The organism is Gimesia fumaroli (assembly GCF_007754425.1).
GTDB lineage: Bacteria > Planctomycetota > Planctomycetia > Planctomycetales > Planctomycetaceae > Gimesia > Gimesia fumaroli.
This window is the reverse complement of the sequence record NZ_CP037452.1, coordinates 4,929,928-4,944,029: the sequence shown is the minus strand read 5'-3', so window position 1 is coordinate 4,944,029 and position 14,102 is coordinate 4,929,928. Positions and strand designations below refer to the sequence as shown.

Annotated in this window: 11 protein-coding genes; 8 read left to right on the top strand and 3 right to left on the bottom strand. The window is 49.4% G+C overall.

Features of this window, described 5'->3' with window-relative positions; genetic code table 11:
* Positions 1-42: 42 nt before the first annotated feature.
* The 8 genes from Enr17x_RS18710 to Enr17x_RS18675 all read left to right on the top strand — a co-directional run bounded on the left by Enr17x_RS18710 (position 43) and on the right by Enr17x_RS18675 (position 9,432).
* On the top strand, positions 43-768 hold the full coding sequence (locus Enr17x_RS18710) for an NAD(P)-dependent oxidoreductase (RefSeq protein WP_145311247.1): 726 nt from the start codon (positions 43-45) through the stop codon (positions 766-768).
* A 407-nt stretch (positions 769-1,175) separates the two neighbouring features.
* Entirely contained in the window at positions 1,176-2,300 is a 1,125-nt protein-coding gene (locus Enr17x_RS18705; protein ID WP_145311246.1) for a LolA-like protein, read from the top strand.
* Between the two features lie 349 nt (positions 2,301-2,649).
* A complete protein-coding gene (locus Enr17x_RS18700) occupies positions 2,650-3,792 on the top strand; it encodes a LolA-like protein (protein ID WP_145311245.1) in 1,143 nt (380 codons plus the stop codon).
* Positions 3,793-3,853: 61 nt separating this feature from the next.
* Positions 3,854-4,651, top strand: a complete 798-nt coding sequence (locus Enr17x_RS18695; protein ID WP_145311244.1) for a hypothetical protein — start codon at positions 3,854-3,856, stop codon at positions 4,649-4,651.
* Positions 4,652-4,851: 200 nt separating this feature from the next.
* Positions 4,852-6,558, top strand: coding sequence for a DUF1559 domain-containing protein (locus Enr17x_RS18690; protein WP_198000668.1), 1,707 nt, complete (start codon positions 4,852-4,854; stop codon positions 6,556-6,558).
* Positions 6,559-6,608: 50 nt separating this feature from the next.
* Positions 6,609-7,046, top strand: coding sequence for a hypothetical protein (locus tag Enr17x_RS18685; protein ID WP_145311242.1), 438 nt, complete (start codon positions 6,609-6,611; stop codon positions 7,044-7,046).
* Positions 7,047-7,477: 431 nt separating this feature from the next.
* Positions 7,478-8,902 carry a cytochrome B6 gene (locus Enr17x_RS18680; RefSeq protein ID WP_232100770.1) on the top strand — a complete coding sequence of 475 codons (1,425 nt, stop codon included), beginning with the start codon at positions 7,478-7,480 and terminating at the stop codon, positions 8,900-8,902.
* A gap of 374 nt (positions 8,903-9,276) precedes the next feature.
* A complete protein-coding gene (locus Enr17x_RS18675; protein WP_145311241.1) occupies positions 9,277-9,432 on the top strand; it encodes a DUF3309 family protein in 156 nt (51 codons plus the stop codon).
* A gap of 496 nt (positions 9,433-9,928) precedes the next feature.
* Here the strand turns inward: Enr17x_RS18675 and Enr17x_RS18670 are convergent, their stop codons facing one another.
* The 3 genes from Enr17x_RS18670 to Enr17x_RS18660 form a co-directional block, all read right to left on the bottom strand.
* The gene (locus Enr17x_RS18670) at positions 9,929-11,347 is read right to left on the bottom strand and encodes a sulfatase (protein WP_145311240.1); all 1,419 of its coding nucleotides are present in this window, start codon (positions 11,345-11,347) and stop codon (positions 9,929-9,931) included.
* Positions 11,348-11,373: 26 nt separating this feature from the next.
* Positions 11,374-11,670: a hypothetical protein gene (locus tag Enr17x_RS18665; RefSeq protein ID WP_145311239.1), complete on the bottom strand. Its 297-nt coding sequence runs from the start codon at positions 11,668-11,670 to the stop codon at positions 11,374-11,376.
* Between the two features lie 389 nt (positions 11,671-12,059).
* Positions 12,060-14,003, bottom strand: a complete 1,944-nt coding sequence (locus Enr17x_RS18660) for a PQQ-dependent sugar dehydrogenase (protein WP_232100769.1) — start codon at positions 14,001-14,003, stop codon at positions 12,060-12,062.
* Positions 14,004-14,102 lie beyond the last annotated feature (99 nt).

Sequence of the window (14,102 nt, the reverse complement as noted above, 5' to 3'; positions counted from 1 at the left end):
CTGAAAAAGTGAATGCAATCAAATTCCTAAGAAAGAAACAGTATGACCACCCTTGTCGTAGGCGCTACCGGTGCTACCGGTCGTCTGCTTGTGGAGCAGTTACTACAGCGTGGTGAACAGGTCAAAGCCATTGTTCGTACGCCCGGCACGTTTAATGAATTCATCACTGGTCATGAAGGGTTTTCCGAAATCCAGGCCGGTGTGTATGATCTGACCGACGAAGAAATGCAGCAGCATGTCACCGGCTGTGATGCAGTCGCTTCCTGTTTAGGACACCAGATGTCGTTTAAGGGCGTGTTTGGCAAGCCGCGTCTGTTGGTGACCGATACGGTGCGTCGTCTGTGCGAAGCGATTCAAACCACGCATGCAGAGAATCCAGTCAAGTTTGTCCTCATGAATACCGCAGGCAACAGCAACCACGATCTAAATGAACCGATTTCGTTTGCACAACAGTGTGTCATCGGATTATTACGACTGCTCGTGCCGCCGCTTTCTGATAATGAGAAGGCCGCCGATTATTTACGTACGCAAATCGGCCAGAACCATCAGGCAATTGAGTGGGCCGCATTACGACCGGATTCGTTGCAGAACGAGAATGAAGTAACCGAATACACGCTGCATTCCTCGCCAACCCGCAGTGCCATTTTTAACCCCGGCCAGACCAGTCGTATCAACGTCGCCCACTTCATGGCGGAACTGGTGACGAATGAGAAAACATGGAATCAATGGAAAGGGCAAATGCCTGTGATTTACAACAAGGAAAAATGAAAAGCCATTTGAACAAAGCGCCGTTCTACTTAGTTGAGTGGCACTGTTGACTTGCCAACAGTCTATGAAAAACGTTTCGATCAACTGAAAAAGTAGGGGGAGACCCATGTGTCTCCCCGTGGGGGCAACGTGATTAGAGAGGTACCGCTTGAACGGAGAATCTGGTTCCATCCCAAGAGTGAATTCCGTTCGAACCTCGTCAGGCGGGCGGACACATGGATCCGCCCCTACCTCTGAGAGTCATCACCTGTTTTGTTTATTTCTACTAAAGAACACGAAAACTCCCCTGTTTGTGGTACTTTTATGAAGGTAGCATCAATGAAATGGACCATAATGGAGACGTGCTTCGTTTCCATGTAATACACAATACCGTTCATCATGCGTCACCATTTGACTGGAGTGTGAAGATGTTGATCCAGAAAATTAAGTTGATTCGGCATGCCGCTTCGATTTGCATTGTCTCACTCCTGACCGCCGTCTTCATGCCGCTGTCTGCGCAGTGTGAAGAGAACGGAACGGCTCAAAGTGAAAAACTGCAGAAACTGATTCGCGAAGTCGAGAAATACGAGGCGACTTATCACGCTCTCAAGCTCAATCTGACCAGCACCAAGAATGAGCAAGACACCTTTTTCATTCCCGACGCGCCGAAGCCGATCATTGCTGAGACGCAGATCGCACTCGATGTTCAGGGATTAAATTTCCGCCAGGAAGAACAGTCAAAAGGGCGATTCATCGTGATTGTCCAAAGAGCCTTGGGCGGTCTGAAGCAGGATCCTGCCAATGCCAATTATACGCAATCAGGAACCAAAGAACGGATTACTGTGTCTGACGGAAAGACGAGTCGTTATTTCTGGAAGGAAGATGTTGTCGCTGAAAAGAAAGGACAACAGCGAGAGACATCAATTCAAGGTGGAATCTCCGACAAGCCGATGCACCTGCCTAATCTCGCCCGGCCGCATATGTTTTTGATGGAAAATGGAGGGCCGCAAGTTCCGCTCTCGACTTATCTCAAAAGCATTAAGGCAATCCACTCCTTTCCCGGTCGTTACTACTTGCGAAAAGATGCAACACTGAATGTACAGATTCTCGGTACAGAAGAGTTCCAGGGGCTGGAATGCACCAGAATCATACTCGAGATCATCGACCCCAAGGGGACGCCCCGAACTCGGCGCGAACTTTGGCTGGCACGCGACCGGAATCTGATTCCCGTACGAAGTTTGGGGTATACTTACCGCGACTCGAAAGAGATGCCTATCTCGGAAGCGATTGTCGATAAATGGCAGGAAGTTCGTCCCGGTGTCTGGTTTCCGCGCCAGGCACATTACAAACGTTTTGATTCCTTCACAGTGAGACGTAAAGGGCAGCAGAAACTTTCGTGGCAGGTCAAATATAACATCAACAGCGTCCACCTCGATCCCCAATTTCCTCCTGATGTATTTACCACTCTCAAATTCCCGTCAGGAACGAAGGTGACTGTTGTGAAAGACGGAAAAATAATCAAGACCATCGATGCAGAGGCGAACGAGTTATAATCAGTAGTCAGAAAACGTACTTTCCAGAATAAAGTACAACGCACACACCAACCGTGCTATCGATCAAGTTCACTCACACTCAGTTGAACGTCCTGACTGGTCCCATTCAAAGTCAGACATGATCTCCTTCACCAGACGGGGGGATGTATGGATCCGCCTCTCACTTTAAGTGGCATTACCTGATTTATTATTTACTACCATGAAATTCGCGAAAGACACGAAAAATTCCCTGTTCGTGGTGCTTTCATGAAGGTAGCATAAATGGAACCGGCCATGATGGAGACGTGCTTCGCTTCCTTGAAATGCACAATCTGTCTGCCATGTGCCCCCACAGAACTGGAGAGTAAAAATGCTGATCCAGAAAATCATGATGACTCGTCTCGCAGTTTCGATTTTTGTACTCTCAATCCCGATGGCAGTTGTATTGATGCTGCTCTCCGCACGAGGCGAACCACAAAAAACGGTGCTCAGCGAAGAATTACAGAGTCTGATCCGAGAAATTGAGCGAAACGAAGCACTCTATCACACTCTCAAACTCAATCTGACGACCAGCAGAAGTGAGGAAGGGATTCGGTTCCACAGTGATGAGCCCAAACCGAAACCGATTCAAAGTGAGTCGCAGTCTGATCTCATCACGCAGGGGTTGAAATTCCGAGAAGAAGTTCAGTCGAAGGGACGTTTCATTGTGCTGGTGTCTGGTTTCGGCTCGGGAGAAGTGAGGCGGAATATTAGCAATGCCAATTATACGGAGGTGGGAACCAGAGAGATGATTCTTGTTTCTGATGGAACGACCAGTCGTCATTTTGGGGAGGGAGATGTCGTCGCTGAAAGGCAGGGGAACCAGCCACAGAAGTCAAGCATCGGCGGAATTTCAAACGAGCAGTTTCGTCTCCCGAATCTTGCCCGACCGCACATGTTTGTGCTCCGCTATGGAGGGGCCCATGTTCCGCTCTCGACTTATCTCAAAGGCATCAAGGCGATCGGAGAGTTCCGGGGGGCACCGCCACCCAATCTGCGTGCAGGCACGGTATTCAAAGCACAGATTCTGGGCACGGAACAGTGCCAGGGACTCGAGTGCACAAAGCTGATGATTGAGATCGTCAATCCCGGTGGAACTCCCCGAAGTCGCAGGGAACTCTGGTTGGCCCATGATCGAAACCTGATTCCGGTGAAGGATTTATTCTATCTCTGCAGCAACTCGAACGAGATCCCCTTTGCGGAGGCGATCATCGATGAATGGCAGGAAGTACGTCCCGGCGTCTGGTTTCCCCTCAAGGCACACTCGAACAGATTTAGCTCATACTTAATCAAACATGAAGGCCGGCAGAAACGCATACAGCATGTCAAATACGACTTTAACAGTGTTCAACTCGATCCCCCAATTCCCCCGAATGAATTTACCTCTCTCAAGTTCCCGCCGGGTACCGAAGTGAGTATCAGGGAAGACGGAAAGATTATTAAGACCTTCGTTGCAGAGGCGAACGAGTTATAACTGGTCGCCAATCGTTCAAACAGAAACGGGGCTCATTTCACGCGTTTCAGGTCTTATTACCATGCTGTATCTCATCACCTTTATTCTCTTGATTCTCATCGTCGCTGTAACCCTCTGGTCAAATCGCAGTGACTTGTCACCTCGTATACTCAACGATCCCCTCGCCCCCAAGCCACTTGAAACTCTGTTCGACAAAATCGATTCCACTCCCGATTCTCCCGTTGGCTTTGGCTATAAGATCTCCTGGCTTGCCATCAAAACGCCTGATGCAAAAACCGTCCTGGATACGCTTCACATCGAGAACGTCCAACCCGCAAACTGGAATACGGGAGTCATTGCCGCCTACAACGGCCACACTTTCATTTCTCCTCCCATCAATGGCTGGGTACTGGTCGTTTCCTACCATCTGCCGGAACTTGGCAAGGAACCCGAACCGGATGGCCTGACACCGCTCCTGACCATACTCTCGCAAGAATTCGGCGAAGTGCAATATTTCGGGACACATCGCGTCGTGGAATATCATGCCTGGTCACGCTATATCAATGGTTCTGAAATCCGCGCATTCGCGTATCTTGGCGAAAGTGACGAGATACTTGCTAACCGGGGAGCAGATACAGAGGAAGAAGAAGAACTCGGTTACGAATACTTTGATCCTGATTCACCAGACGCAGATTCAGATTCGTATTGGGAACGAGAGGATCTGTGTTATCCCGATGAAACGCATGTGATGGAAGTCGCCGGACTCTGGAGCGTCAACCCAACTGCTCTTGAAGATCTGGAACTCCCCAACAGCGCTGGCTGGATCGGGAATCTGGTTGATCTGTCTGACGAAATGATGCCACAAAAAACAGTCAGTTAACGGGCGAGTATATCGATTCAAATCACACAGATTCAAAAGACCTGATTTATTCTAAGCAAATCTGACAGGCAAAGAATCTGTTTCACCGGTCAACATTTTTGCATTTCATAGTTTCTATCCCTTCCTGGCGCTACTATACTCCCTTAAGTGCACATCCGACCAAGATGGCAAATTGTTGGAATGAACCCTGGGAGACCCTGATGTTAACTGTACTGCCCCCCTTTCGAAATTGTTTCCGCTTGTCTGTTCTGAATTCTCTACTCATAACAGTAGTCATCGCAAGCAGTCTGCTTGCTGCCGGTTCTCAAGATTTGCAAGCCCAGGGAAAGACATCGCGAGACTCAAAGCCGGAAGCGGCAACAACCAAACTGAAACCGTTTCGCATGGATTTGGTCCCTGAAGATGCACTGGGAGTCCTGGCGGTCCGCCCTGCACAACTGCTGGGGGAAAAAGCAATGGCGCCAGTTCTACAATTGATCAAACAGGAACAACAGAAATATTCTGACTATAATTTTCTGGGAGTGGATCCGACCAAACTGGAGACGATTACAATTATGTATCTTCTGGCGGAATCTGGCAAGGTTGGACAGAAGCCGGTCGACTTTGTTTCCGTGTTAAATTCAACACAAAAATTAGACCAAAAGCTGGTACGGAAAAAATTCACTAAAACCAATCTCATAGAATCCCGTTACAAGGGAAAAACATTCCTGACAAACACGTCACCCGATGGAGACGCATTGTTATTCCTGGATGAAAAGTCCTGCATTATCTCAGATAAAGCCAGTGCTCTGAAAAAGGTAATTGACAGTATGCAGGATCAAAACAACCATACCTGGACTAAGCGACTGCAGCCGGTCGAAACGGCTTCCATTGCCGGCGCGGTCAACATGCAAAAAGCACGATTGCTTATGGGAGGTATGGTTCAGGCACTCTCTGTTAAAATCCCTATTTGGCCTCTAATCTCGCCGGTATGGGATCATTCCGAGATTGTCGCTTTAGGTATCACATTACAACAGAAACTCTCCCTGGATCTGGCCTTTTCCCAAGAGAAAAACAGTCCCGAAATCAAACAGGCATTACAAGGTCTGCTCGGTCTGGGGCAGAATATGCTGCAGCAGATGAATGCAGCGAGCAAACAGACAAACCGCCCCCTTCAACCGGCTCAGAAATCTCAAATGAAACTTGTAGAACAGATTCTGGGTTCCACTCGAGTTACTCAAAATGAAGATCTGGTGAAATTATCGACATCGTTGAACAGTGAAACCTGTACCAATATGGTTGCGGCCATTCTGCCCGGCATCTTACACGCACGCGAAGCGGCACGCCGTTCGGTATCGAAGAATAATATCAAACGAATCATGCTGGCATTACACAATTATCATTTCACACATAAGCATTTTCCCCCGGCAGTCGTAATGGGCCCGGATGGAAAAACGCCTCACAGCTGGCGGGTCGAACTGCTACCTTATCTCGATCAGCAGGAGCTGTACGATCAGTATCGTATGAATGAGCCGTGGGACAGCCCGCATAATCGCAAAATTGCAGAGACCGTCGTTTCTGCATTCAACAATCCGAATTCAGAAAAGTCCACAAATGCGTCATACTTTGTGGTGACAGGTCCAGGAACTGTATTTGGTAATAAAACGGGCATCAAACTCAGCGAGATCCTGGGCGGCACAACAAATACCATTGCCGTTCTCGAAGCGAAACGAGATATTCCCTGGACGAAGCCGGCAGACATTCCGTTTGACGGGAAAAAAGTACCTGAGTTTGGCGGTTTCCATACAGGGGGGTATCATGTCGGTTTGTGCGACGGTTCTGTGAAATTTTTAATAGAGTCAATCGACAAGGACCTCTTAAAGACGCTGCTTACCATCAGTGCTGATCAGAAACAGCCGGCTCCCTAGTCTGCTCGGTCTGAAGCGGTTCAAAATCCTGATTCCCATAGGAGAAACACATGCGTTCCCATAGAAGAAGCACGCTCCTGAGTTTTGCAGTCATGTCTCTGCTGTGCATCACAGCTACAAGCACCGGCTATGCCATAATGGGAATCAAACCCGTCTCACAGAAACTGGCAAAAGAATTGGGAATCGAAGTCCGGGCCAAGGCAAACGGAGCGGAACAGGTCTGGGTGACATTGGAATTCAAACCCGCAGGTGAGATAAAACAATTCGATCACGTCAGTCTGGAAATCGGGGATGGTAAAGAATTCCTGGTGGGATATGCACCGCTGCAAGCCAGACGCACAAAATCGGGAACGGTTGTCTGCGGTTTTCTCGCGAATCGGGCCTACCTCGAGAAAGTCACATTGAGAATTGTCGTCGGTCCTCCCCTGAATAAGACCGGCTACGATCTGCAGCTGAAAAAGTTTCTTGATCTCAAGAAATCTCCCTGATTTTCCACTAAGCAAGTTTTTCATCTGCACAAAATGTGAATGAAGAAGCCGAGTCCATCATCTTGACTCGTAGTGCTTCAAATACCACATACAGTTCGTGCTGGCTTCTCATGCGCCACTCTGATCGGAAATCAACCGCATCGATCAATTCCTTTTCCTGCACAGAAAAAAGACAGCCTTATTCAGCAGAAATCTCTTGCATCAAATCGGGCTGTCATTTGGTTTATCATAAATTCACGGCATCGTTTTTGTCAGGCATTGGCATGATATATGCTGTTTCTGTTCCTGACTATGGTTATCACTCGACCGACCCGGAATGCACTTTCAGTTTAGCGGGCTCTGAAAGCGATCGTTTCATCGTGCCGTTCGAGAATTGAGCCATGGACGTGGTATCAAAATCTGATGAACCGACATGAATAAGGAACAAAGCAATGAGACAAAAGCAGATCAAAAGAATGATCAGGCTCAGTCTGCTGACCGGTGTGCTGAGCGTATCACTGATCACCGTACTGAAATCACAGGAACCAGACAAAACGCAATCCGAGCTTCCCGATCAGTCTTATATGCCGGTGGTGAGTGACAAACCTTTTGACGAAGTCATGCAGAGTGATGTCGCACAAAAACCGGAAGTGATGGAGAAACAGCAGAGTCTGTTCGAGCAACGCTATGACTTGAGCGATCAACCTTCGGATTTGAAGATGTCTGCCGGCCGAAAAGCGGTTCAGGAGGGCGTTCGTGTCAAGCTCCCCGAGGGAGTCACGTGGGAGCAGCTGTCGGCTGCCGCACCCGAGAGAGTTAAAGAGACAAATTCCTTTCCCTACGGCTTCCGTCCTCTGCCTCACACCAAACACCCCGTGGGAGGACAGGTTTTCCCAAAGAAACAGATCGATGCAATCCAGAAACTGGAAAAACGTGATCTGTCTCGTTTTGACGTCGACTTCGATTTACCCGATCACCTGACTCCTGAGTTTCCGCCGCCGATCTTTCTCTCCAGCCGTCCCGATCTGGGTGATGTTTCTCAGGGACAGGTTCTGTCAATCAAGAATTATTATCGCTTACTCAAAGGAAAACTGACTCCGGTTCAGATGGAAGGGATGCGGCTGTTGCTGACGCCGTTCCCCCAGCAGCAATTCAACCAGACTGGAGACCGAAAAGTAAAAGAAGCCAGTCTGGGAGTCAGTTGTCTCGACTGTCATGTGAATGGCCACACGAATGCCGCCTATCACTTGAATCCTGATACACGTCCTCAGGCAGCGCGGTTTCGGTTAGATACCGTCAGTCTGCGGGGGATGTTCAATCAGCAGATTCACGGCTCGAAACGCTCTTTGCGGAGTGTCGAAGATTTTTCTGAATTCGAGCAGAGAACGGCTTATTTCGATGGCGACCATGTGATCGCCGCCAAGAAGGGAGTGCACCTTCCCAACCGTAGTGATGCCGTCTCCATGATGGCGCAAATGCAGAATATGTTTGATTTCCCACCCGCCCCAAAACTGGACGTCTTCGGGAAACTGATCCCCGAAAAAGCGACCGAGTTGGAGCTGGAAGGCCAGAAAGTCTTCTTTGGGAAAGGTCGTTGTGCCGAATGTCATCCGGCACCCTTTTATCTGGACAACAAAATGCACGACCTGCATCTGGAACGGTTTTACTCGCCGGAAATGATCGCGGGACAGTACAACATTGCCGATGGTCCGATTAAGACCTTTACGTTACGTGGGATTAAGGACTCTCCTCCGTATCACCACGACGGTCGACTACTGACACTCGCCGATTCCGTTGAGTTCTATAACCTGGTTCTGCAGACCAACCTGACGGAACAGGAAAAAGCGGCGCTGGTGGCATTCCTGAAATGCTTATAATCAATCAGTCTGGAACCAATTGGTCCAGATGCGGGAAACAGATCATTTCTGTTTCCCGTTTTTTGTGTCCCCGTGGTTCACGCATACTGGTGCAAAGACTGCTTGCCACCCACTCTGACGGCTGACCGCTCGAACGGACTTGGTTTCGGTGCGCACCGACATGTGTCTCATACAAAAATTGAGTTCGCAAAAAAGAAATAAAGCCATTTAAAACAGAGCGAATCCAGCCAGTCACTAAAATGCTCCCTCACGATGAGAGTCGCTGGCACGCAAACTGCATTCTCTTACCCAGATAAGAGACCAACGCTCATCGCTGTTTCGTTGCAGTGAAGTCAATACAGCGTCAAAGAAGAATACATCGAAGGAGTTTTGTTATGCTGGGTACCATTTTACTGATCATCCTGATTTTGTTTCTGCTCGGGGCGTTACCGAACTGGGGTCACAGTCGTAACTGGGGCTACGGACCGAGTGGCGGGATCGGCCTGATTTTAGTTATCGTCCTGATCCTGGTATTGCTGGGACACATTTAAGGCGTCCCGGCTTCAGCGATACTGATCCGTTGAAAATAGAACAGGCAGCCGGCTGCGATTCATGCAGTCCGCTGCCGATTTTTCTGAGTTATTTCGTTTTCGACGGGTTCTACTGATGGCTTGCCAACTGTCATTAGTGAGTCTACTCGATCATCAGAAAACACATGGTGTGCCTAAAGTGTCTCTCCGCTTTTCAACATCATTTGTGTGGTATTACTTGTGAGAGGATAATCTGGTTCCCTCAAATAACTAATCCCAGAACCAAACTCACCAGGCGGGCAGACACATGGATCTGCCCCTACGTCTCGATGGGTGATGTTACTCTGAAATCGGTCGCATGATCTGCGACATCCTGCTCCTACTGATATTCTTTTCGTGTGCTTTCGTGGTAGAAATATTCCAGTTCCGCCTGCACTGTTGGCAAGCCAACACGATCGTGACTTGAATCTAAGGTGCCCGATCCGTTGTGCTGCTCCAGACACCTCTTTCAATCCCATCACTGTTTCCCTGGTTTCCGGTCGCGGCCTTTGATTTTGTTTAGCTTCTGTGACAGAACACGGCTTTCGTCGGTTCGTGCTTCCACTACATTTGTGTTTTCGGCGGGGTCCATTTTGTGATCGTACAGCATCTTTGAAATCAGTTTTCCTTTGGGATAGGTGTATTCGGTATAACGAAGTGTATCGGTGCGGATGGTGTCGCCGTTGCGGAAACGGCTGACCGCGGCCTGCTTCCATTGAGTATCGGGATCGCGCATCAATCCGACAAAGCTCTGTCCCGCGAGGTGTTCAGGCTGGGGAATTCCGGTCAGATTACAGAGAGAGGGATAGAGGTCAATCGTCTCAATCAGCGCTGACCTGCGTCCGCCTCCTTTGATGCCTGGCGCCCGAACGATGAGTGGGATGTGCAGGGAACTTTCGTAGCAGCTGTGTTTGCACCAGAGGGTGTGATCTCCGAGGTTCCAGCCGTGATCGCCCCAGAGAACGACAATCGTATTCTCGCTCAGCTTCAGACGATCCAGTTCGGCGAGTAACTTACCAATCTGGGCGTCAGTATAACTGACGCAGGCATAGTAGCCGTGAATCAGATTGCGGGCGGTTTCTTCAGAGACAGGTCCTTTACGTGGTATGTCAGCGTAAGACCGCAATTCGCCGGAATTGTGGATCGATTCTTTCGGTGCGTTCTGGGGGACCTTGTAATTGTCGGGCAGTTGAATCTTGTCGTGATCATACAGGTCCCAGTATTTCTGTGGCGCAATAAAAGGGAGATGGGGCTTGAAAAAACCGACCGCTAGAAAGAAGGGCTCGTCCTGTTTTTTCAACTGCTGCAGGGTGCTGATTGCTTTTTCAGCGAGCACGCCGTCCGCGTAGGCGTTATCGGGCACGTCCGCCGATTCCCAGGCAGGACCCTTCCATTTTTTGCCCTGTTTTTTTCCCTCTTTTTGCTGTTGGGCATGTACTTTCTGATTTTCTGGGCGCTGGTACCAGGAAACGCCCTTCGGCCGCCACGCCGGTTCCGACCAGCCCTGCGCGCTATCCCTGGTATGATGAAAGATCTTTCCCAGTGAAACGGTTTCATAGCCGTTTTGTTTAAAATGCGTGTTCATGGTTGTGATGCCGGGCGCGTCTTTTTCGGCCCAGGTCAGAAAATTGACAAAGCGTTTACGAGCGGGACGAATACTGGTCATCAGACTGGCCCGAGACGCCCCACAGGTCGGCACCATACAGAACGCCCGCTCAAACAAAGTGCCGCTCTCCGCCAGCTTGTCGATGTGCGGCGAATGAATGTGCTGCTTGCCGTAACAGGCCAGTTCGGGTCGCAGATCGTCAACGGCAATGAACAACACATTGGGACGATTCGCGGCGAAACTTTGAGAAGTAAGACAGAATGCAAAAAGAAGCAGAGCGAGGCGGTACATTATTTTTAGTTCCTGAAAATTTATGCTTATCGACCAATGATATTCGTATGAATGAGTGCTTGCCAGATGCCATAGGACAGGGGGGGCAACGACAGTAGAATAAAGGCATAAAAGGTGATTCGATCCAGCTTGTCGACGGAAACACCAGAGAGCAGCCTCTTCGCCAACCTTAAAATGCCGTAGAGAGCGAACGTGATACCAAGAATCAAATAAGCATCCTTTCGGAACAGTGTCGCGAAGTAGATCAGAGTAATCGCAATAACGGTCAAGGCGATGGTGATGCCTCGAACGATGCGATTGTCAAAGCGATGGTTTTGAATCATGGCTGGTGTCCTGAAAACAATATCATTCGAATCCATTCTATTAGGTGGCCCACAGAAAAAGTAGGGGTAGACCCATGTGTCTACCCGCGGTATCGGCGTCATTTTGCAGCACTGTATGAGTGGGTTTAATGTTTCCTTTGAATACTTGAATTCATTTTGAATCTCATTAGGCGGGCGGATACATGGATTTGACCCTACCACAACAATTATTGAATGTGCTTTTCTGGAATTGAACCAACACTGTTGGGCAAGCCAAGAGTGCCACCCACTTCAAATCTTTTCGTGTCCTTCGTGGTAGTTTAATTCCGATTGGTTATCGGCTTTCTGTTTCCTGTTCTCTATTGTTGAAAACGGCGGTCAGGAAAGTTCCAAAAACCAATCCATAACGACTACTCTTTCTCGAACCGAAAAATGCCTTCGCCGCCTTTGACAGTTTGGACGGTGTAATACAGTTCGCCGTCTTCGTCGGTACCAAAGGACATCACGGGGATGCCGCCTGCGCTGATTTGCAGATTGCGAACGACCTTGCCGGACTCTTCGTCGTATTTGAGCGCCCAGATTTTGCCCGAGACGAAATCAGCGTAGACGTACATGCCTTCCAGTTCAGGCAGCCGTTTACCTCGATAGACAACACCGCCGGTAATGGAACGACCGACGCCATGATCATATTCCCAGATCGGATCGATGGGGGTTTCTTTCGCGGTCTCAGGGCGATTGCCAAAGTTGCGTGTGCCTTCACGAACGCTCCAGCCGTAGTTGCCGCCCTTTTTGATGATGTTAATTTCTTCCCAGAGATCCTGGCCGACTTCACCGGCGTACAAGGTGCCGGTTTTGGGATCGAAGCCCAGCCGCCAGACATTTCGCAGGCCGTAAGCATAGATTTCCGGCTGCGCTTTGGCTCGATTCACGAACGGGTTGTCCGCGGGAATCGCGTAGTTCTTGCCATTAGATGTATGATCGACATCAATGCGTAAGATGGAACCAAGCAGGGTTTCCAGGTTCTGCCCGTTGCCCAAAGGATCGTTGCCGGAACCACCGTCGCCGAGGCCGATATAGAGATAGCCGTCGGGACCGAATGCAATCGAACCGCCGTTATGGTTGCCATAAGGCTGATCGATGGCCATCACAACAGTCTCACTTTTGGGGTCTGCTTTGTTGGGATCGTCGGCCGAAACCTGAAAACGGGAGACGTGCGATTTTCGCGGGCTTCCTTCAGCAGAATAGTAAACGAAAAACTGGCCGTTCTCTTTAAAGTCGGGATGAAAGGCGAAACCTAACAGACCTTCTTCGTTGTTCTTTTTCCAGGGCGCTACTTGATCGCGGATATCGAGAAACAGTTTTGTTTTCTTTGGTGAATTCTTATCGATGATGTGAATCATGCCGCGCTGGGTGGCGACAAAGATACGTCCGCTGCCATCGTTGGCATGTGTGATGATCATCGGACGCAGGGGAACCACTTTCCCCGTGTTTTCATCGACGGCTTCCCAGCCTTCCCATTTCAAATCCGGGAATGCGGGCACGGCTTTGAGAGAGAGCTTGCCATCGCTGGGATCTTTGACCGAGTTGTCCGCGGGGATTTCTCTGATCTTAATGTTTCGGAAAGAGACCAGATCGTTATGGTCCTGCAGGCAGATGTGCCCTTTGGTCGCTTTTCCGAATTTTGGGAACTTGGAAAACTTGCTGGCAGCAACCCGTTTGTCCCAGTCGGCACTCCCTTTATTGAAACGATAATATTTCACGCCGTTCATGATGACTTCAGATCGATCGGGGCCGACTCTGAGAAACAGATGATTCCACTTACCTGCGGGACGCGTAGCATCGACGACAGCCGGGGTGACTTTCTTGCCGGCTTTCTCGGCTTCGATCATCCATTTGGGAGTCGCCGGTTTGTAAAGCTGGTAGAGCCAGCCTGCTTTCTGCGGGTCTTGGCCATCGACATTGTCCTGAATCTGGATTTCAGGTCCGGTGCGCCACGGAGTTTTTTCTTCCTCGGTGACGTGGAACATCAGGCCGCTGTTGCCTGCTTTGGAGATCCGATACTCGAGCGAGATTTCGAAGAACTCGAACTCATCGTCGGTAATGATATCACCGGCCCCTTTGGCGGAACGGGAAAGGACGCCGTCTTTGATCGTCCAGCCGTCACTGACGCTGTCTTTCTGATAATTCCGCCAACCGTCGGTTGTTTTACCGTCGAATAGCAGTCTCCAGCCGCTTTTCTTTTCCGCGGTTGAAAGTTTGTTTAACGAATCGTCGGATTTTTCCGCAGCCGCGACTGTCAGAGTCAGACACGCGGACAGCAACAGCGTCATCAGAGTTTGGGTGTTTCGAATCACAGGTGCGCTTCCTTTATGAATCAGCAATCAAGTTGAATGGTAAGAATGAGTTTCAGCGAACAAAAGAGAATTTTCTCAACCTACTGTTATCCAACATTT